The organism is Treponema bryantii, from assembly GCF_900111035.1.
In the GTDB taxonomy this organism is placed as follows: domain Bacteria; phylum Spirochaetota; class Spirochaetia; order Treponematales; family Treponemataceae; genus Treponema_D; species Treponema_D bryantii_C.
This window is the reverse complement of the sequence record NZ_FOFU01000011.1, coordinates 55,225-76,641: the sequence shown is the minus strand read 5'-3', so window position 1 is coordinate 76,641 and position 21,417 is coordinate 55,225. Positions and strand designations below refer to the sequence as shown.

At 31.4% G+C, this 21,417-nt stretch carries 14 protein-coding genes; 11 read left to right on the top strand and 3 right to left on the bottom strand.

Annotated elements, in window-relative coordinates:
* Positions 1-6: 6 nt before the first annotated feature.
* The 4 genes from BMY21_RS14085 (at position 7) to BMY21_RS14070 (ending at position 4,593) form a co-directional block, all read left to right on the top strand.
* A complete protein-coding gene (locus tag BMY21_RS14085; RefSeq protein ID WP_074645285.1) occupies positions 7-1,050 on the top strand; it encodes a glycosyltransferase family 2 protein in 1,044 nt (347 codons plus the stop codon).
* Between the two features lie 21 nt (positions 1,051-1,071).
* Positions 1,072-2,331 (top strand): glycosyltransferase, encoded by a 1,260-nt coding sequence (locus tag BMY21_RS14080; protein ID WP_074645283.1) that lies wholly within the window; start codon positions 1,072-1,074, stop codon positions 2,329-2,331.
* A gap of 367 nt (positions 2,332-2,698) precedes the next feature.
* Complete coding sequence (locus tag BMY21_RS14075; protein WP_074645281.1) at positions 2,699-3,661, top strand: glycosyltransferase family 2 protein; 963 nt, start codon at positions 2,699-2,701, stop codon at positions 3,659-3,661.
* Positions 3,658-4,593: a glycosyltransferase family 2 protein gene (locus BMY21_RS14070; RefSeq protein ID WP_074645279.1), complete on the top strand. Its 936-nt coding sequence runs from the start codon at positions 3,658-3,660 to the stop codon at positions 4,591-4,593. The genes BMY21_RS14075 and BMY21_RS14070 overlap by 4 nt, the downstream gene beginning before the upstream one ends.
* Positions 4,594-4,605: 12 nt before the next feature.
* Here BMY21_RS14070 and BMY21_RS14065 read toward each other — a convergent pair whose 3' ends face one another.
* The gene (locus BMY21_RS14065) at positions 4,606-5,799 is read right to left on the bottom strand and encodes a HipA domain-containing protein (protein ID WP_074645277.1); all 1,194 of its coding nucleotides are present in this window, start codon (positions 5,797-5,799) and stop codon (positions 4,606-4,608) included.
* Positions 5,800-5,893: 94 nt separating this feature from the next.
* Between BMY21_RS14065 and BMY21_RS14060 the strand changes: the two genes are divergently transcribed.
* From BMY21_RS14060 to BMY21_RS14040, 5 genes are read left to right on the top strand one after another with little or no spacing between them, the layout of a single operon-like run.
* Positions 5,894-6,808: a glycosyltransferase family 2 protein gene (locus tag BMY21_RS14060; RefSeq protein WP_074645275.1), complete on the top strand. Its 915-nt coding sequence runs from the start codon at positions 5,894-5,896 to the stop codon at positions 6,806-6,808.
* Between the two features lie 30 nt (positions 6,809-6,838).
* Positions 6,839-9,505 (top strand): YidC/Oxa1 family membrane protein insertase, encoded by a 2,667-nt coding sequence (locus tag BMY21_RS14055; RefSeq protein WP_074645272.1) that lies wholly within the window; start codon positions 6,839-6,841, stop codon positions 9,503-9,505.
* A 45-nt stretch (positions 9,506-9,550) separates the two neighbouring features.
* Positions 9,551-12,271 (top strand): YidC/Oxa1 family membrane protein insertase, encoded by a 2,721-nt coding sequence (locus tag BMY21_RS14050; RefSeq protein ID WP_074645269.1) that lies wholly within the window; start codon positions 9,551-9,553, stop codon positions 12,269-12,271.
* Positions 12,272-12,291: 20 nt separating this feature from the next.
* Entirely contained in the window at positions 12,292-14,283 is a 1,992-nt protein-coding gene (locus tag BMY21_RS14045) for an aminotransferase class I/II-fold pyridoxal phosphate-dependent enzyme (protein ID WP_074645266.1), read from the top strand.
* Positions 14,283-15,521, top strand: coding sequence for a CDP-glycerol glycerophosphotransferase family protein (locus BMY21_RS14040; protein ID WP_074645340.1), 1,239 nt, complete (start codon positions 14,283-14,285; stop codon positions 15,519-15,521). Before BMY21_RS14045 ends, BMY21_RS14040 begins: the two co-directional genes overlap by 1 nt.
* On the opposite strand, the gene BMY21_RS14035 is transcribed toward BMY21_RS14040, so the two are convergent.
* On the bottom strand, positions 15,511-17,475 hold the full coding sequence (locus BMY21_RS14035; protein WP_074645264.1) for a hypothetical protein: 1,965 nt from the start codon (positions 17,473-17,475) through the stop codon (positions 15,511-15,513). The genes BMY21_RS14040 and BMY21_RS14035 overlap by 11 nt on opposite strands.
* A gap of 11 nt (positions 17,476-17,486) precedes the next feature.
* The gene (locus BMY21_RS14030) at positions 17,487-19,169 is read right to left on the bottom strand and encodes a hypothetical protein (RefSeq protein WP_074645261.1); all 1,683 of its coding nucleotides are present in this window, start codon (positions 19,167-19,169) and stop codon (positions 17,487-17,489) included.
* A gap of 78 nt (positions 19,170-19,247) precedes the next feature.
* On the opposite strand from BMY21_RS14030, the gene BMY21_RS14025 reads away from it, so the two are divergent.
* Complete coding sequence (locus BMY21_RS14025; RefSeq protein WP_074645259.1) at positions 19,248-20,321, top strand: glycosyltransferase family 4 protein; 1,074 nt, start codon at positions 19,248-19,250, stop codon at positions 20,319-20,321.
* Positions 20,318-21,415, top strand: coding sequence for a glycosyltransferase (locus tag BMY21_RS14020; protein WP_074645257.1), 1,098 nt, complete (start codon positions 20,318-20,320; stop codon positions 21,413-21,415). The genes BMY21_RS14025 and BMY21_RS14020 overlap by 4 nt, the downstream gene beginning before the upstream one ends.
* The last annotated feature ends 2 nt before the right edge of the window (positions 21,416-21,417 follow it).

The following is a 21,417-nucleotide window of genomic DNA, read 5'->3' as shown; positions in this document are numbered from 1 at the left end:
GAAAAAATGAAAAAGATTTTATCAATTATCATTCCGTCATATAATATGGAAAATTATATAGCTGCATGCTGTAGCAGTTTGTTGGTATCGCCAAGTTTTTTATCTAAAATTGAAGTTTTAATTATAAATGACGGGAGTAAAGATAATACTTCAATAATTGCCCATAGTTTTCAGGAAAAATATCCAGAGACTTTTATTGTTATTGATAAAATAAATGGAAATTATGGATCATGTATAAATGCCGGGTTAAAAATTGCACATGGCAAATATGTTAAAGTTCTTGATGCAGATGATACTTTTTATACAAATAATTTTGAGGAATATATTTCTCTTTTGGAGAATACTGACGCTGATTTAATCATTTCTGATTTTGATGAAGTAGATCCTGATGGAAAAGTTTTTTGGTCACTAAAATATCCTTTTCCTACGAAAATTGAAAATTCCATTGATTCATTTTCATGTAATATAATACCTTATTTTTCGATGCATGCTGTATCCTATAAAATTGAAAATATAAAACGATTGGATTATTTTCAGTCTGAAGGTATTTCTTACACAGACCAGGAATGGATATTTCTTCCAATGGCAAATATTAAAACTTTTATATATTTTAATAAACCTGTTTATAGATATCTTGTTGGACGTAATGGACAAACAGTTAGTCCAGAAGCTCATGCAAAGAATATTTGGATGGAAATAAAAGTCGTTAAAAAAATTATAAATGATTACCTAACACATTTAGATATAATTAATGACGCTAATATAACATATATAGAACAAAAATTATTAGAACGTTGTACAACTATATACCATTATTATCTTATTGATTTTACAAAATATGTTTCTCTTTCAGAGTTAAAAGAATTTGATGATTTAATAAAAAATAAATTAAATAAAATTTATGTACTTCTAGAAAACAATAAAGATTTGTTATCATTTAATTATATTACTTCATATAGAAAAAAATATTCAAATAATACTTTTAGCTTTAAGTTTTTTTATCTTTATAGAAAAATATACTTATTTTTAAATAGTAAATTACATAAATAATTTTTTAAATGGGGATTTTCAATGCAAACAAAAAAAACAATTTTAATGATTCCTTCTTGGTATCCATCTAAAGAAAAACCATTTCAAGGAACATTTTTTAGAGAACAAGCTTTAATACTTCAAGAACATTATAATTTTGTTGTATTGCGAACTGTTGAGAATAAATATTTCTTTCTTAAATATCTTTTATTTATGTTTTTAGGAAAAACAAAACCGTCTATCTCTTTTATAAAAAATGATAATGGCTTACAAGAATATTATTTAAAATTTGTTTCTGTTAAATTTTTTTTAATCCCATATATTATTTTTAAAATTAAAAAAAGAAAAGGTCAAATTCGAGAGGGTATTGGAAAACTTGAATTAAAATCTGAAAATAAAATACGTTTTTCAAATATCTCTAGACTTTACAAGAAATCACTTTTACCTCATTTTGATTGTGTATATTCACTAACAACACAAGATCTTGTAACTTTGGGAAAGACATTTTCCGATGTTTATAATGTACCACATATTACTGCTGAACATGCGCCATTTCCTTGGCCAGGAACAACTTTATCTGACGCAACAGTAGATGCAATTGAAAGTGCAGATGCATTTCTTGCAATTAGTAATGATAAAATTAGACAAATTGCATTCCAACGAGTAAAACTTCCAAGAACGTTTCTTGTTAGAAATTATTGTGATGAATCTCATTTTACATTATCAAAAGACAACCACACAATAAAAACATTTTTAATTGTTGCTGGAAATAACTTAGCAAAAAATTATCCATTATTCTTTGAAGCAATGGAAGAATTAAATAAGATTGCAGAAAAAGATTTTAAAATCATTATAGCAGGTTATGGAGCATCAATCGGTTATGATACGCATACTGAAGCATTTGAAAAAAAAGTTAAAGAATTATCAATTGCATCAAAAACGACATTAATTCGATCCATTTCCAGAGAGGAAATACCACACTTATATAATAAATGTGATGCTTTTGTATTAAGCAGTATAGAAGAAGGTTTACCCGTTTGTACTTTAGAAGCCGCTACTAGTGGATTACCAATTTTTTCTACACGTTGTGGCGGTGTAGAAGATTATGTTGATGATACAATTGGTAGAATTGTACCAATCAGTGATTATAAAGGATTAGCGAATGCTTGTAATGATTTTTTAAATGGGGATATTACCTTTGATAATAATTATATAAGAAATAAAGCTGTTTCTCTTTTTGGGCAAGCAGCGTTTAAAAAGAATATGAAATTAGCATTTGATTACGTCATGGGAAAAAACTAAATTATGATTAATAATTTAATTGATTCTAAAACCTTAAATATTCAAATATAGAAGTTCTCCACAATATTTTAATGATTTTTGTAATTACACATTATTATAATGTAATGTGTAGTCAAGTTTATAAAATACACTTATGTCAGCTCTAGAACTTCTAGTGAAGCAAAAAAAATTCAATTTTCATTTAATTATTGTATTGTTCAAATGAATATTTCTATTGGTGAATTATTTTAAATTTTTTTATGAAAAATCTTTATTCGTATATTTTTCATCAGATTTACAATATGAATTTTAATCACTTACGTTTTGTTTATCATTTGTTAATAAAAAAATAAAGATTAATTTTGTTTTATATATTATACTAAAAACTATGTATGAAGAAATAACATTATCAATTTTATTTGTAACATATAACTCTGATTTAACGAAAACAAAAGAAACTTTATTATCCATCATTCAACAAAAAAACGTTTCTTTTGAAATTATTATTGCAGATGATGGATCTAAACAAAATAATTTTGAAGACATCAAAAACTTTTTTCAAAATCACAATTTTAATAATTATAAGCTAGTAGATAATAAAGAAAATCAAGGGACTGTAAAGAATTTTATTTCAGGGTTAAATAACTGCTCAGGCAAATATGTAAAACCTATAAGTCCAGGCGATTTCTTCTATAGTGACTTTTCACTTTCTAATGCTTATGAATTTATAAAACAAAATAAGGCTTCTGTTTATTTTGGACGAACCGCTTATTATAGTTATGAAAATAATAAAGTTTCTTTATTTAATAATTTGGCAAATCCCAAAGACTTAAGACCTTATAAAAAGCAAAAATTAAATATTATTAAAAGAAATTATTTTGCCCGACGAGATTCTCTTCTAGGTGCCAGTGTAATTTACAACACAGATATAATAAAATCATATATTCAAACTTTATCTCAATTTGTAAAATATGCTGAAGATTATTCTATTTTTTTAATGCTTGCCAATAATGAAAAAATCTCTTATATGGATTTTAATAATTCAAATGAAAATTTCTTTATATGGTATGAGTCTTCATCTGGTATTTCAACACAAGTTAATTCCAAATGGCATGATATCTTATTGAATGAACTAAAAAATACATATCAATATTTATTAGATAAAAAAATGCTTTCTCAAAAATATTATGATTGTATTTTTTCACGTTCAAAACTCACAAGATTCAGATTACAGCTTTTATTGGATCCTGTTTATTATCTTTCTAATAAAATTAAAAAAGTTTCAAATAAAGGCTGGTCAACTTCAATTCCAGACACAGCTTTACTCCTAAAGATTAAGGGGTCTATATGATATCCATCGCAATGGCCACATATAATGGTGCCGAATTTGTAGCAGAACAGATAGAATCTATTCTTGAACAGACTTATACTGATTTTGAACTTATAATTTCTGACGATTGTTCAAAAGATAATACAGTTGAAATTCTAAATCAATATGCAGCAAAAGATAAAAGAATTAAAATCATTATTAATGAAAATAATCTAGGATTCAAAAAGAACTTTGAACAATTAATTTCTATGTGCCATGGTGATTATATTGCATTTTGTGATCAGGACGACATATGGACTATTAATCATCTTGAAATTCTCATAAATGAAATTAAAGATAAAGATCTTGTGTGTGGAAATGCTGATTTAATTGATAAAGATGGCAACAAAATGAATATAACTACATATGAATGTCTTTCTAATTTTAATCTACCAGAGCAGAATGAAGCAACTTTTAAGAAACTGCTATATGGCAATTTTGCCCAGGGAACTGCTATGATGATCAAAAAAAACATAGCCAACAAAATCATACCTATACCTGATTGCTGTCTTTATCATGACTGGTGGGCAGCTTCTATTGCAGCAATAAATAATGGATGTACATATACAAATAAAAAAGTATTATTATATAGACAGCATGGAACTAACCAGACTGTTACAAAAAAATATAAAATTATTGCATCTATAAAAAATGCTTTACAACAACGAAAAAATATAAAAGAAGAATATAAACAAAAAATTGAATTTGCAAGTGAATTAGAACAACGGACTTCAAATCCTGCTTTTTTAAGTTCAATAAATGAATCAAAAGAATATTACACTGCCCTTTTACATAATCCTTTTAAAGCAATTTCATTATTCAAAAAGAATTATTCTGATATTTATTGGGTAAGAAATCCATCAAAGAAACTATTTTGGCTCAGATTTATTAAAGTATTTCTTTTAAAAATTTAGAGATTTTAAGTTCTACATTACTTTTCCAGCTTCCTCAACCCGCTGTTTAAGTAGATGGCATAACATTAATCGCCTTTTCTCTGTCATATTATCATTGGCTTTTAATAATTTTTCAAACCAATCAGAAATATCATTTAAGGATTCCATAGGAAATGAATTACAATATTGTTTTACAGGCAAAATTGTTAACTGATCTTTTTGATTGTAACCAAAAGGTCTTGCTGTTATATATTGTGATGAAACAATTTTTACATCTGATAACGCAGGTGTAGGCACTTTATAAAACATTGAAGAGCCTGAATCAAAGACAGGAGTTAGGCTTTTCCATTCCAGAGTTTCTGAATTGCGTATAAAACCAAAATTGCCCCAATGTCTGTCGATATTTGCAATTATAAAATCAACAAAAAGCATTTGAGTTATATCGCGTTCTATTGATTCCAGATCTTTAATTCCGGCAATTGTACAGCAATCCTTAAAATGAGAAAACTTATCCCATAAGCCCCCTGAAAATGGTTTTAGATTATAAATATACGAAGCAGGAACAAATTCTAAATCGCTTGATAGAAAATTCTGACAGGAAGAATAGTAATTAAATCCTTCTGTAATCAATGAATACTTTACACATGGAATATTTAGACGTGTACAAATCTCTGTAGCTAATACTTCATTGAATGGTTCCTGCTGTTCAAGACCGGTTCCACCCTTAACAAGAATTCTCTGATTATTATTAATAATCCAGCGTTTTTTCAACCAGCCATCAGAAGTATTGTCTGGAGAAATCGGATTGATTTCGTGCCCATCATTTCCCCATATACCAAATAGAGCACGGCCTACATCTTCAGAAAATTCATTTTCAAAAAAATTAACGTCTTTCCAGTATAGATTGAGTTCAACTGGATGTGCCCAATAATGATCTGAAAGACTTAATCCCATACTCTTGGTTACTAAAGATGCAATACTGATATTCCCTAAAGTTTCCCTGGCTTCGCTGAGATTTTGTCTGCTCTCTGGAATTGCTCTTCCCTGCCACCATTTTCTCATTACATCAGTAAGAGTTTTTTGTTCAACTTCAAAACTCTGTAATGCTAAAGGCAGATGTTCTTTGTTCAAAACCTCATCTACGGAAACAATATTTTCTCCATCAGATTCAAATTTGAGAACAGGAATATCTTTATGCTTTAGAATATATTTTGTAAATGATGACATTAAAATAACTATACCTTATATCTTAAGTATTATTCAATCTTGAATTCACCTCGATACTACCTTATAATAAATTCATATAAATCAAAGATTAAACATGCAAGTCTCCATAATAATCGTTAATTACAACACAAAAGACTTTCTCAAAAACTGTATAGATTCAATCTACAAATATACTTCAGAAGTAGAATATGAAATCCTTGTTTCAGACAACGGCTCAACAGATGGATCTTTAGAAATGCTTTCCCGCGACTACCCGAAAGTTCGTGTTATTGCAAACGGAAAGAATCTTGGTTTTGGAGCTGCAAATAACAGAGCGTTAGACGTTGCCCAGGGTAAATACATTTTCTACCTTAACAGTGATACCCTTCTGTTAAACAATGCTGTAAAAATATTTTATGATTATTTTGAAGCCCATCAAGAAGATAAGCTTGGTGCTATTGGTGGAATGCTTTTAGATGCAAATGAACGATTCATTCATAGCGGTGGCACATTTCCTTCTCTTAAGAGCGAACTTTTAGATCTGATTAAATTAAATATTGGTAATGTCTATCTTACATTAGGAACCATTCTCCGTTTCAAAAATATGCATAAAAATCATTTTGCAAAAGAAGAATATGGTCAAATTGATTTTATTACTGGTGCAGATATATTTTTGAAAAATGATGAATATGCCAGATTCGATGAAGATTTTTTCTTGTATTATGAAGATACATTCCTTCAATACAAAATGAAGCTTGCAGGGCTTGAACGCCGTATAATTCCTGACACTAAAATAATTCATTTATGTGGTGGTTCTGTTGGTGAAGGTATGACTATTTACCGTAAAGCAAGTTTCAGCAGAATTAACTATGAATTTTCAAGAATAAGATTCTTACGAAAGACCAATACGAATAAAAAATCTGCTTCATCAGGAATAAAATTCTGTAAATTCCTCATAATTTTCTCCTGGATAAACCCTTTTATTATCAAAAAAACTAAACCACACTTCAGAAAACTGTTAAACTTGTAACTTTCAACTAAATCTATTATTATCTATTATATGTTTTTATCTAATCTTATAATCTCGCCTATAAAAACTATTCTTGAATTATTTTTCAACTTCTTTACTAAAATATCAAATGAGGGACTTGCCGTAATTGGATTAAGCCTTGTTGTTACTCTGTGCTGTCTCCCTTTATATATTGTTGCAGAACAATGGCAGGAGCAGGAACGAAAAATCCAGCTTAAATTGAAACCAGGTGTGGACCGAATAAAGAAAGCTTTTAAAAAAGATGAACAATACATGATTCTTACAACTTATTATCGTCAGAATCATTACCATCCTATTATGGCATTACGTTCTTCTTTTAGTTTACTTATTCAGATTCCTTTTTTTATTGCAGCTTATTCTTTTCTTTCTCATGTAGATGCCCTTAAAGGATATTCATTCTTATTTATAAAAGATATGGGCTCTCCTGATGCCATGTTCAAAATTCGAAATTTCAGTATTAATATTCTTCCAATTGCCATGACTCTTATAAACTGTATTTCTGGTACTATTTACTCTAAGGGACATGGAATAAAAGAAAAGCTTCAGATTTATATTACGGCTGCTGTTTTTCTTGTATTATTATATACCTCTCCATCTGGACTTGTACTTTACTGGACAATGAATAATGTTTTTTCTCTTGTAAAAAATATTTTTTATAAAATGAAAAAGCCATTAACTGTCTTATATATTCTATTCTGTGTTTTCTTTGTATTTGCAAGCATCTGGATATTTACTACAAAAAATCAATATTTCATTACTGCTGTACTATTTGCAACTGTAATTGTAATATTTATTCCTTTCATCTTAAAAGGTATTAACTGGTTTATAAGCAATTGTCTTCAGAAACTAGATAAAAACACTAAACTTAGGGCTGGACTTTTTGTTATTTCAGCAATCACTTTAGCTGTCACTGCTGGTCTTACAATTCCTGCAACTATTATTGATTCCTCTTCTTCTGATTATTTTTATATTGATTCCTATACAACTCCATTTCCATTCCTCTTTCATTCTTTTACGCAGGCTTTAGGTCTTTTTGTTTTCTGGCCTGTATGTCTATATGCACTTTTTCCCGCTAAAGTAAAAGATATTTTTGCTTTCCTTGGAGTATCATTTGCATTTATTGGTATTTTAAACTGTTTTGCTTTTTCAGGTAATTACGGTCTTATGAATGTTGATTTTTCATTAATGGATGAAGCACAAAGTTTTATGCTTTCTATGCCTTTAATGATTTTGAATATTATTCTTACTATTGCTGTTTTCGCTTTTATAATCATATTTCTTAAAAAGAAAACTGTTGTTCCTTTTTATGTTTCAATTATAGTATTGATAAGTGTATCTGTTACAGCTTTAACAAATTTAATTCATATCAATAACAATTTTAAAGGTTCTACTCCACCACAGCAGATTACAAAACTTGATTCTCAATTCCACCTTTCTAAAGAAAAACAGAATGTAGTTGTATTTATGGTCGACCGTGCTGTAAGCAGTATTTTTCACAATATTTTTGCAGAAATTCCAGGACTTGAAGAAAAATATGATGGTTTTACTTATTATCCCAACACTATCTCAATGTCTTTTTATACAACATTGGGTGCACCAGGTCTCTTTGGCGGCTACGATTTTACACCATGGGAAATTAACAAAAGAACAGAAACTTCTATTCGAGAAAAACATAACGAAAGTCTTTTAGTAATGCCAACTCTTTTTACAGATGAAGGTTATGATGTTACTGTATCAAATTTACCTTATGAAAATTACAATCTTCAGCCTGTAGAACAGATTTATGAAAATCTACCAAATATTAATCGTGTTATAACACAGGGACCTTATACCAGTTACTGGTATAAAGAACATAATATGACTCCAAAAGCACAGACATCATTTTTGCTAAAAAGAAATATTTTGTTCTTTAGTCTGTTTAAGCTGGTAAATCCTCCATTTAGAGTAATTGTTTATGGTTGTGGCTACAGATTATTGAGTAATCCTTTTAGACATGAAGCATACATGGTTGATGCGTATGCACCTTTAGATTATCTTCCAGAGCTTACTGATTTTAATGCAACAAACAATACATTTACTCTTATTGATAATGAATTAACTCACACTTATGGTCTTTTACAAGCTCCAGAATTTGTACCAGTAGATAAAATCACAAATCCTGGAACTGGCATATTTGAGAATGATTCTACATATCATGTAAATACGGCAATGCTTCTTAGACTTGGAGAGTATCTCGATTATCTTAGAGAAAATGATTGTTATGATAATACCAGAATTATTATTGTTTCTGATCATGGTAACCCTGCTGACTCAGGCTTATTTGAAAATAATCAGGGCTTCTTAAAAACAAAAGAAGAATTGCAGGCAGTTCTTTTAGTTAAAGATTTTAATTCAAAAGGAAAAATGACTATTGATAATACCTTTATGACTAATGCAGATACTCCGGTTCTTGCGCTTAAAGATATTAATGATAATCCAGTAAATCCATTTACACATAATCCAATGAAAGTTCAGAATAAAAACGATTATGTAAAGATTTCTACAGCCCCAATGCAAAGTCTTAGAACAAGAGATGATAAGCAATATACTGTAAAACCAGAAGAATGGATTACTGTACATGATGATATTTTCAAGAATGAAAACTGGTCTCATGTTGATTTTGAACAAACTAAATGACTTTTTTTACTATAGTAAGTATAATATGAATAATTCGAGGTTATAATGCTAGATTTATTATATTCAGTAATCATTTATCCACTATATCAGTTGGTTGAATTAATATATTTTGTTGGATGGAAAGTTTTTAAAAATTCCGGATACGCATTATTCATTGTAAGTTTTGGAGTTTCATTTTTATGTCTTCCTCTTTATATCATTGCTGAAAAATGGCAGGAAACAGAACGACAGACTCAGGCAAAATTAAAATCTGGAATCGACAGAATTAAGGCTGCATTTAAAGGTGATGAACAATACATGATTCTTTCTACTTATTACAGACAGAATCATTATCATCCAATGATGGCCCTTCGTTCTTCTATCAGTCTTGCAATTCAAATCCCATTTTTTATTGCAGCTTACAGATTTTTGAGTAATCTGGAAGAATTACGTGGATTCAGTTTCTATATCTTTAAGGATTTGGGAGCTCCAGATTCATTATTTAAAATCGGAAACTTTAATATAAATGTTCTTCCTATTGCAATGACCTTAATTAATGTTATTTCTGGAACCATTTATAGTAAAGGTCATCCAATCAAAGAAAAAATACAGATTTATGTAACAGCTCTTGTATTTCTGTTCCTTCTCTATAATTCACCAAGTGGTCTGGTAATTTATTGGACAATGAATAATCTTTTTAGTCTTGTAAAAAATATTTTTTATAAGATGAAGCATCCTCTTATTGTTCTTTATGCATGTCTTTGTTTGATTGTTCTTGGAGCAGACTGGTATCTTTTGTTTAAGCATCACGGATTCTTATACAGAAGAATGATGCTTATGTCTGTTCTTTCTATTGTGTTCTTTACTCCATTATTGATTAAGTGTATTGATTGGCTTGTAAAGAAACCGTTTAAGTTTATCGCCGACAATAAAACTGAACGAACACGTTTGTTTATAATAACAGGAATAGCACTGGCTGTTTTAGTAGGTTCTACCCTTCCATCTTATGTTATTTCTTCATCTCCAATGGAGTTCTCTTTTGTAGATAAATACAATTCGCCATTCTATTTCCTGCGTCATTCTTTATGGCAGTCAATTGGTTTTTGTGTTTTCTGGCCTTGCTGTATTTACTTTATGTTTGGTAAAAAAACTCAAACATTAATGACTATATTTGGAACCTTATTCTGTTTTGGAGCTGTTATTAATGCTTTTGTTTTTGGTGGACATTACGGAAATCTTTCAAACATTATTACTTTCTCTGATGCTGGTGCTTTAAAACCTTCAACTTTATCTGCATTAATAAACCTTACAATCTTACTTATTCCTGCAATAATAATTATTTGTTTACTAATTTTTAAGAAATCTAAATGGGTTTCAACAGTTGCATCTGTTCTTGTAATTGCATTCGTTGGAATTTCAATTGTACATAGTGTTACTATTTCTAAAAGCTACAAACAGTTAAAAGAATTAAAAAAGAATAATGATGCTATAACTTCAAGCACGAATATTGAACCTATTTTTCACCTTAGCAAGACTCTGAAAAATGTATTTGTTATTATGCTTGACCGTGCTGTAAATGGATTCCTTCCATATATTTTTGAAGAAAGCAAAGACCTCTACGATAAATATGATGGATTCACATATTATCCAAACACTGTATCATATGCAGATCATACAATAATTGGAGCACCTCCTATGTATGGTGGATATGATTATACTCCTTATGAATTTAATGAAAGAAAAGACGAAGCTCTTGTTGATAAACATAATGAATCTATTACTGCACTCGCAGAAGTATTCCATAACGAAGGTTATGATGTAGCTATCACAGATATGTCATGGGCTAACTACAGCTGGATTTCTGATTTGAGAATTTATAAGGATTATCCTTATATTAATGTACATCCAACAATCAGAGTTTATACAGACACCTGGTTAAAGCGACATCCAGAAGCTGCTTCTTCTACTGCCAGAAGTGATTTACTTAAACGTAACTTTATCTGGTTCAGTTTCTTAAAAGTTATGCCACTTTATTTTAGAGACTCAATTTATAATGATGGCTTCTGGTGGAATACAAACAAAACTTTAGGAAATCTACAGGATGTTGTAAACAATTATGCCGCATTGGATTTCCTACCGGAATTAACAGATTCAACTTCTGATAAACCATCTTTCGTGTATTTTGTAAACGAATTGACTCATGAACCAAATTATTTACAGGCTCCAGATTATACACCTCTCTCTGAAGTAACAAATAAAGGCTCTGGTATATTTGCAGAAGACGTTCATTATCACGCAAACTCTGCTGCTTTAAAACGTCTTGGAGATTTCTTTGATTATCTAAAAAAAGAAAACCTTTATGATAATACAAGAATTATTATTACTGCAGATCATGGAGCTCCTTTAGACAATCATATTTGTCCAGAACAGGGAAAAGCAAACTTACCATTCCGAATTGAAGCTTATAATCCTCTTTTACTGGTAAAAGATTTTAATGCACATGGTACTTTAAAAACAGATTCTTCTTTTATGACAAATGCAGATACACCTGCACTTGCTATTAAAGATATAAATGATGAAGCAATAAATCCATTCACAGGAAAAAAAATTAATAGACCTGAAGAAAAAGAAAAGGTATTTGTTGCATTCGTTAATACATGGTCACCTGATGCACATAGTAAAAATACATTTAAAATTACTAATGATCAGTGGTATTCTGTTCATGATGATATTCTTAATCCAGATAACTGGAAAAAAGAATCACCATATAATAATGATAATAAATAACTTTTGTAAGGAGATATAAAATGACAGAACAAGAATTTGATTATCTGATGGCAGTTCGCCGCAAAGAAGATACTACAGGCTTTTCAAAAGACACTGTTTTGGCCTGTTCAAAAGCTGGTTGGGTAAAAAACAACAAAGTTACAGCTGACGGTATGGAAGCTCTGGCTCCTTATAAAGTTGACAACGCTATTATTATGGCTGCAGGCCGCAGCCGTCGTTGTATGCCGCTTTCTAACTACCTTCCAAAAGGTTTGTTCGAAATTAAAGGCGACACAATGGTTGAACGCCAGATTAAGCAGCTTCACGATGCTGGAATTAAAGAGATTGTACTTGTAGTTGGATATCTTAAGGAACGTTACTACGAGATGGCAAAAAAATATCCTGAGCTTATTGTAATTGATAACACAGAATGGGAAGAAAAAAATAACATGTCTTCTCTTTATGCTGCTAAGGATTATATCAAAGCAAGTTACATCTGCTGTTCTGATAACTGGTTTGCTCATAACGTTTACCGTGATTACGTTTATGATTCTTATTATGCATGTCTTTATTCAGATGAGTTCTGTAATGAATATTGTGTAAAAGGACTTGATGACCGCGGATATATGACTGAAGTAAAGAAAGGTGGAGAAAAAGCCTGGTATACAATTGGTGAAGCTTTCTTCTCTAAATCTTTCAGTGCTAAGTTTGTAGATCTTATGGTTAAGGAATACTACGATCCAGACATGAAGTATATGCTCTGGGATGATTTCCAGATTAAACATATTACTGAGCTTCTAATGAAGATTAAACGTTACGACGATTCTGAATGTAAGGAATTTGATACAACTGATGATATTCTTCAGTTCTACCCTAACTTCAAGGAATTTATCGATCAGTTTTTTCAGGAAGACGAACTGATTAACTCAACACAGCGTATTTCTTATCTTTCAAATTATTCTGATACTAAACAGTATTCTGTTGTTGCTACAGAACAGCTTACAGGCCGTATGCATGTAAACGAGAACCTTTTTGGACCAAGTCCAAAGTGTCTTGAAGTTCTTCATAATGCAAAAATGGAAGATTTGTATTTATACGATCTTACCCGTGAAGATGAACTTGCAATTGAAGTTTCTAAAGTAACAGAGATTCCTACAGATTCTATTTTTATTCACTCAGGAAGTTCTGATGTTATTAAAACAATCATGACAATTGTTTTGAATAAGGATGATACTGTACTTATTTCTAATCCAGCATGGAATTACTATAAATCAGTTTGTGAATTACGCCATGCTAAGGCTGCTTATTACGATGTTGTTCCTGGTAAAGACTCTTACGAATTTGATATTAAGAATCTTCTTTCTGAAGCAAAGAAAACAAAACCAAGAATCATTGTTATTACAACACCTCATAATCCTACAGGTGCTGTAATTTCTAGAAATGATCTTGAAAAGGTTATTAAAGAAAATCCATCTTCACTCATTATTGTTGATGAAGCATACCTTGGACTTTCTACAGTAACTTATGATGCAAAATATCTTTTGAGTTCATATAACAATGTTGTATTCTGCAGAACCTTCTCTAAACTTTATGGTCTTGCAGGTATTCGTATGGGTTACGGTTTGTGTACTCCAATGGCTAAGCAGGTTTTCAAGCTTGACTTGAACCCGTTCCGTGTTTCTAACATTGGACGAAAAGTTTGTATTGCTGCTCTCCGCGACACTGACTATTATTCAAAACTTACTAAAACTATCATTAAGCTTAAGGATGATTTTATTTCTGAAATCAATAAAATCAAAGGAATTAAAGCTTATAAATCTGCTGCAAACTTTATCTTTATCCGTTTTAATGAAAATCTTGGAGAAAAAGATAAAGAAATTGATGTACAGGCTCTTAAAGATTATCTTTCTTCTAACGGATATCTCACACGCCTCTGGACAGAAGGAAGTCATCTTTCTATGAGAATTACTGTTGCACCACAGCCAGATATGGATAAGGTTTTAGAGCTTATTAAGGAGTTTGTATCAAAATGATGATTCTTCCACTTTATATTGACCCTGGTACAGGAAGTATGCTGTTTTCAATTTTAATTGGAGCAGCTGCTACACTCTTTTTCTTATCAAAAGCAATGTTACTTAAGTTAAAAGTACTTTTTGCAGGTAAAAAAGGTGTACAGGAAGATAAAGCATATAAGAAATATGTTATCTACTGTGAAGACAAACGTTATTGGACTGTTTTCCAGCCTGTTATTGAAGAGTTCGAAAAGCGTAAGATTGAGCTTACATATTACACAGGTTCAAAAGACGATGCTGTATTCGATAAGAATTATGAATTCATAAAAGCAGAATATATTGGTACAGGTAATGTAGCTTATGCAAAACTGAATATGCTTTCTGCAGGTATTGTTCTTATGACAACTCCTGGTATTCAGGTATATCAGCTTAAACGCAGTAAGAATGTTAAGCATTACAGCCATATCTTCCATTCCTGCACAGATTCAACAATGTATCGTCTTTTCGGTCTTGATTACTTTGATTCTGTACTGATGACTGGAGATTACCAGGCAGATGATATCAGACTTCTTGAGAATCAGAGAGGATTACCTGCTAAGGAATTAGTTACTGTTGGTTGTACATATCTCGATGTTCTTAAAGAAAAAATGGAATCTATTCCAACTGAAGAAAACCATAAATTTACTGTTCTCGTTTCTCCATCATGGGGAAAGAGTGCACTTCTTGGACTCTATGGTGAAAAACTTCTTGATCCACTTGCAAAGAGCGGTATGAGAATTATTATCCGCCCTCACCCACAATCTCGTATTTCTGAAAAAGATATGCTCGATCGTCTTCATGAACGCTATAAGGATTACGAAAACATTGAATGGGATAACGAGCGTGATAATATCTACTCTTTGAAAAAAGCAGATATTATGATTTCAGACTTCTCTGGAATTGTATATGACTATACCTTCCTTTGTGACAAGCCTGTTATGTATGCAAACTCTGAAATGGATTTGCTTCCATATGATATTTATGATACTGGTCATGAACCTTGGGCTGTAACAACATTACAGAAAATTGGTATACCAATTCAGGAAAAGGATTTTGAAAATATTGCAGAAGTAATTAAAAATGCTTCTGACAGCCCTGAACTTGCTAAGCTCAGAGCTCATTATAAATCAGAAGCATGGCAGCATATTGGTGAAGCTGGTAAATTAACAGCTGACTATATGATTAATAAAATGGCTTCTTTTGAGAATCCTAAAAATTAATACTAACACCAACTGTTAGAATTGCACCGAACATTGTCGGATACTCATCAGTATCTGCAATGTCAAACGGTGTAGTAAAATCTACATCTCTACAGTTTCCATTATTACCATAATCATCTCTATTATATTTATCCTGATCTATTACAGTAAAATAACTGAACATAAGTCCAAGATTTCCATAGAAAGAAAGTGGCCATCTGGTATTTAACGAAACTCTACCTCCGGCACTTACAATATGAATCCAGTTATATGCTCCATCATGAAGGAAGTATTTTTTCAATTCATCACGATTCTTATTACTTAATTCGGAATAAATATTACTTCCAGGAACCTGCTGAGTACCGTAATCTGCACCATGTCGAATTAACTGATAAGAGGCTCCTGCATTTGAATTAGCAGAAGGTTTAATCTTAAACTGGAGTAAAAATTCATCTGAGTTTGGTGGCAGATAATATCCGAGTGATTCACCATTATTTGAATAATTTTCACAAATATAATGACTGTACCATGGAGCATAGTTTATTGAATGGTGTGTATAACAATATGGTTCAATTTTTGTATATCGGAAGCTTAAAGAAGCAAATGTAAGTTTTGGAAGTATATATTTTATACCGCCCTGATAAGCAAACATAGCTCTTGTGTAAATGAATGGATTATTATTTAAACCATTTATTTCATCAAGATAGAAAGATGCCCATACAGAACCAAGACCTGCTATTGTATATTTAAAATCTCCAAATAATGCAAGATTATCACAGTCACCAATATGATTCTGATATTCTACGTAGTTTGCAAGTGGGAATATATATCCAATTTCAAAACGTTTTGGCCAGATTACAGAACAACCAAAATCCAAATGCAATCTCTTTAAATCCAATTCAATCATATTAAGAGAAAATGCATTCTGATACATATATGAATCATCAAGGTTTGCAGGATTACCAATCAACTGTAATTCCTCTTCATTTATATAATCCTGATTTGGATATTCAAGAATACCTGTTAATGAATAGAATTTAAGGAAATTAAAAAGTTTGAACTGCGCATCGACTGCCATAAATGGATAAGCCTGTTTGTTTAATACAAGAGAACTACCGTTATCCATAGCAGCTATTTCTCTGTCATAACGACCGGCTCCAATAATTATATTATTATTGAAAAATGAACTTCTGATTTCACCATCAATTGAAAATCCCATACCAAAACTAGTTGCCCATCCTTCAAGACCAGAAGCACTCATATTCTTTGCAAAATAGAACTGTCCGCTCCATGGCTTTTTATATGAATATGGCAGGTAAGAATTATTCAAATAACGGTGAATATAACGTTTCTTAGCCGATACATCATATTCAGAATCATCAGGCTTGTGATAACCAAGCAAAAAGTTAATAACTTCTTCATCATACCAAGGGTAACCAATGAAATAGTCACCAACCTGCATAAGAGGCATTTTTGAAAAATCAAGTACACCCTTCAATCTGTATGAAAGACCTTTTCCAAGATCTCCTTCAAAATTGATTTTATACATATTATCCATACCCCAGCTGTTGTAGTCGGAGTCTGTATAAAGTCCGCCTGAATATACAAATTCAAACTCGCTCTTATAATTAAATGTTACTGGAAAGTTTTCATTCGAGTTTTTTATACTTGCATTAAAGAAATCATTCTTTCTTTCTTTTTCAGAAGGTTCATATTTAGCAAGATACTGCTCAATAATTTTTATTTCCTGCTCTGACATTTTTTCAGAATTATCATAAATCTCACGAAGACAATTTAAAATCTGTGATTTTGAATATGGCTTATAACTGTTTAAAGGTGAGCATAAACCTTTTTTCTGTGCAACATCGAGCAATTCATAAATCTCATCTGTCACAGAAACTGTTGCATTTGTCTGAGCAAAAGCGCTGAACCCGAGAAGAACAATACTTGCAAATAATACAGTAATTTTTTTCATTTTATGCCTCTTTATTTGAATAATTGATATTCTAATCCACATGCAATCTCTATTGCATGATTAATTTCACTATTAAAAATCTGAATTGTATAAACTGTCTGTCCGTAGACACTCAGATTATCTAAGAAAGAATATGAACCGTTAAGCTTAATCTGATGTTTATATGTCAGTTCACCAGACATCCACATGTTACGTCCTTTATTTTTTGCTGCTAAACAGTCTTCTTCACTATCAGCATCTTCTGCGAGTTTATATTGTACATAAGGATAATAAGTCCAGAATTTACCATTATAATTTTTGTCTACATCAAATAAACTCTCTGCCGTATTCTCGCCATGAATCGAGAATATATATCCAATTCCAGCTTTCCATTTATCCTGACTGTCATATTCAGCATTTAATGTTACAGCAAAACAGTCTGGTCCAAATGGAGATCCAATCCAGGTACTTGTATCTGGGTCTGTCTGAACGTTGACTCTCTTTCTATACAATGACCAGTCTGGACTTTGTTTTACATATAAATATGGAGAAGTATAAACACCTTCGAGATGTGTTTTTATAAGACCTTTTTGTGGCAGATTAATATCATATTGTAAACCAAGCTGGAAACCAATACTATCTGGAACAGACAAAGCTCTATCTGTTCTTGAACCACCTAAATCAAGAATCTCATTTTGTGCATACATACCATAAATCTTAAAGTTTCTGAATGGAATAATTTCAAACATTAAACCAAAATATGCACAGAAATGTCCTTCACTGTAATAATTAGATTCTTCAGGTGAAAGCGCATCCCCATACTGTGTCCAGGAATTAAACTGATGCATAAGCATGAACGGATTCAGATAGCGAAGTTCAAACGGAGCATTAAGCAAAGAGCCTTCGAGCACATTAATCTTCAACCACTTAAATGGTCTCAAATTAAGCTGATGTAGATACAAGAACTTTGTATTATCAACTTCTGCAACGTGTAACGAATATTTCAGATATTCTGTATACAGATTCAATGAACAGTACATATCTGTTTCAAAAGTTCTGTTATAAAGAATACTTCCAAGTTGTGTATTATAAATCTGAAGGCCTTCTTTACCAATTATAAAATCAAGACCCCAGTTTTCGAATGCGTGACCGGCTGCACCATAAGCAAAACGAGGGAATGTAAATTCAAACTGATCTCCAGCATAAACTATATTTGTAAAGTTATCTGGATCTGCAACTGACGGCTGATTTTTTGCTATAATAAAGTCAGGTTCAATTGTTACATAATCTGAAAAACCAAAAATTACAGGAATTGTAATAAAGAAATCTTTAATATAATAATCAAAACTCCAGTTAATATCTTTATTAGATTTATAATAAAACTCAGGATTTACTTTAATATTTCCGAAAAGCCTTACTTCCTGTTCCGGAAAAAAATCATCATTCTTATTAAGAAAAGCTTTTACCTTTTCATACAAAACTTTTCCGCTGTCTGAAAGCTTTTCATATGGGATTCTTTTGAAATAAAATGTCATTTCGCCAATAGACATTGGCTGTGTTTCAAAGAAAAACTCTGTTTTAGCTTCCATGCACAAAGCTTCAAGATCATCATAGATCCAGTGGCCAGATTTTATTACTTGAGTTGAATTACCTGATTTTGCAAATAACGAAAAAATCAGGAACGAAATTAAAAGTGTAAAAACTATTTTCTTCATATATATAGAAAAATAACACTTTTTTCACCTTAAAGCAATCTATTGTTAATATAGCAATAAATAACTATACTTGAATTAATGAAACTTTTTATTGACTGCCGCATGCTTAACAGCGGAGGAATTGGTACTTATCTTGAATCTCTGCTTCCCTATTTTACTGAAGCCTACGATTGCACCCTTTTGATTTACAGCAATCAGAAAAACAGTCTTCCTAAATTACCGGCTAATACACATATTATAGAAACTGAAATTCAGACTTTTTCCTTAAAAGAAATGTTCTTTTTTCCTAAAAGTTTGCGAAATATTATTAACCTGTGTGATTTTTTTTACAGTCCTTACTGCAATATTCCTAACGGCATCAAAATACCTGTTTTCACAACTATTCATGATATAGTTTTTCTTGATGTTCCGGGACTTTCATCATCTTTAGGTACAATTGTCCGTAAATTCTTTTATCAGAGGGCTATCAATAAATCTAAAGCAATATTTACTGTATCTCAGTTTTCTGCAGACCGGATCAAAGAAAAACTCCGTCTGAGAAAAAAGCCTTTGATTGTCACATATAATTCTGTTCCTGAGCATTTTACAGCTAATAACAACAAACCTGCTACAGGTGAAATTACAAAAGACAACTCAATAATTTACGTAGGAAACATCAAAAAACATAAAGGGCTTCCTTATCTGCTTGATGCTTTTGAAATCTGTAAGAAGAATGGTCTGGACTGTAAACTTGTAATAGTTGGTAATGCAGATAATTTCCGTTCCGGTGACTCGGAAATTGCACAGCGGCTTTCAAACTCATCAGAAAAAGATATTAATTTTACCGGCCGCATATCAGACAGCGAACTTCAGACTTATTATCAGAAAGCTCGGCTTCTTGTTCAGCCCTCTTTATACGAAGGCTTTGGAATGCCTCCAATGGAAGCTTTATATCTGGGAACAAACGTTGTTATGTCTGATATTCCTGTATTCAAAGAAATCTATGAAGGATTTCCTGTTACATTCTTTAAGACAGCAGACAGTAAAGATTTAGCTGAAAAAATCCAGGAAGCCTTTAATAAACCGGCCCCGGCCGCTTCTGCTATTCCTCAGAAATATTCTTTCAAAAATACAGCAAATATAATCATAAATACCTTCAGGAGCATAAAATGAAAGTTGCATTAGTTCATTACTGGCTTGTTACAATGCGTGGCGGTGAAAAAGTTCTGGAAACTCTTTGTAAAATGTTCCCGGAAGCTGATATTTATACAAATGTTTATAATCCAGATGCTGTTTCAGATATAATCAGAAGCCATAAAGTATATACTACAAAAATCAACAAATTTCCTATGGCAAGAAAGCTGTACCAGAAGTATATGCCGTTTATGCCAAAAGCTTTGATGGAACTCGACCTTACCGGTTATGATCTTATTATTTCCAGTGAATCTGGTCCTGCAAAAGGTGTCTGCCCTGCGCCAGATGCTTTCCATATCTGCTACTGTCATACTCCAATGCGCTATCTTTGGGATATGTATCATGAATATTTCAAGAAATCTAATCCTATTGTAAAATTCTTTATGAAAAAGATGATACCAGGATTACGCCTTTGGGATATCAGTTCAAGTAATCTTGTAGACTACTTTGTTGCAAACTCTCATTATGTAGCTTCCAGAATTAACCGTTATTACAAACGAAATGCAGAGGTTGTTTATCCGCCTTGTGCAATCGAAAAATATATTGATAATCCACGTAATCCCGAAGATTTCTATCTTTTCTTTGGTCAGCTCGTCGGTTATAAACGTGCAGATCTTGCTATTGAAGCCTGCATTAAATCTGGACGCAAAATTGTTGTTATTGGAGACGGAAAATCTAAAAAAGCTGCTGAATATACAAAATCTGGTCTTGTAACTTTTACAGGACGCGTAAGTGACCAGGCAATTGCAGATTATCTTTCAAAGGCAAAGGCACTTCTTTTCCCTGGAATTGAAGATTTTGGCATTATTCCTGTTGAAGCAAATGCTGCCGGATGTCCTGTTCTTGCCTATAAAAAAGGCGGAGCTTTGGATTCAATTAAGGAAAATGTTACAGGTATGTTCTTTGAAGAACAGACTACAGATTCCCTTATCAAATGTATGGATTCTTTTGAAAAAAGACAGTCTGAGTTCACTGACAGAAAAGCATTTACTGAACATGTACAGCAATTTTCTGAAAATGAATTCATCAAAAAGATTAACTTTATTGTACAAAATAGAAATAAAATGTTATAATA

Bases quoted from the DNA above. Each gene is read 5' to 3' on its own strand.
- BMY21_RS14085 (WP_074645285.1), top strand. From the start codon at position 7: ATGAAAAAGATTTTATCAATTATCATTCCGTCATATAATATGGAAAAT.
- BMY21_RS14080 (WP_074645283.1), top strand. From the start codon at position 1,072: ATGCAAACAAAAAAAACAATTTTAATGATTCCTTCTTGGTATCCATCT.
- BMY21_RS14075 (WP_074645281.1), top strand. From the start codon at position 2,699: ATGTATGAAGAAATAACATTATCAATTTTATTTGTAACATATAACTCT.
- BMY21_RS14070 (WP_074645279.1), top strand. From the start codon at position 3,658: ATGATATCCATCGCAATGGCCACATATAATGGTGCCGAATTTGTAGCA.
- BMY21_RS14065 (WP_074645277.1), bottom strand. From the start codon at position 5,799: ATGTCATCATTTACAAAATATATTCTAAAGCATAAAGATATTCCTGTT.
- BMY21_RS14060 (WP_074645275.1), top strand. From the start codon at position 5,894: ATGCAAGTCTCCATAATAATCGTTAATTACAACACAAAAGACTTTCTC.
- BMY21_RS14055 (WP_074645272.1), top strand. From the start codon at position 6,839: ATGTTTTTATCTAATCTTATAATCTCGCCTATAAAAACTATTCTTGAA.
- BMY21_RS14050 (WP_074645269.1), top strand. From the start codon at position 9,551: ATGCTAGATTTATTATATTCAGTAATCATTTATCCACTATATCAGTTG.
- BMY21_RS14045 (WP_074645266.1), top strand. From the start codon at position 12,292: ATGACAGAACAAGAATTTGATTATCTGATGGCAGTTCGCCGCAAAGAA.
- BMY21_RS14040 (WP_074645340.1), top strand. From the start codon at position 14,283: ATGATTCTTCCACTTTATATTGACCCTGGTACAGGAAGTATGCTGTTT.
- BMY21_RS14035 (WP_074645264.1), bottom strand. From the start codon at position 17,475: ATGAAAAAAATTACTGTATTATTTGCAAGTATTGTTCTTCTCGGGTTC.
- BMY21_RS14030 (WP_074645261.1), bottom strand. From the start codon at position 19,169: ATGAAGAAAATAGTTTTTACACTTTTAATTTCGTTCCTGATTTTTTCG.
- BMY21_RS14025 (WP_074645259.1), top strand. From the start codon at position 19,248: ATGAAACTTTTTATTGACTGCCGCATGCTTAACAGCGGAGGAATTGGT.
- BMY21_RS14020 (WP_074645257.1), top strand. From the start codon at position 20,318: ATGAAAGTTGCATTAGTTCATTACTGGCTTGTTACAATGCGTGGCGGT.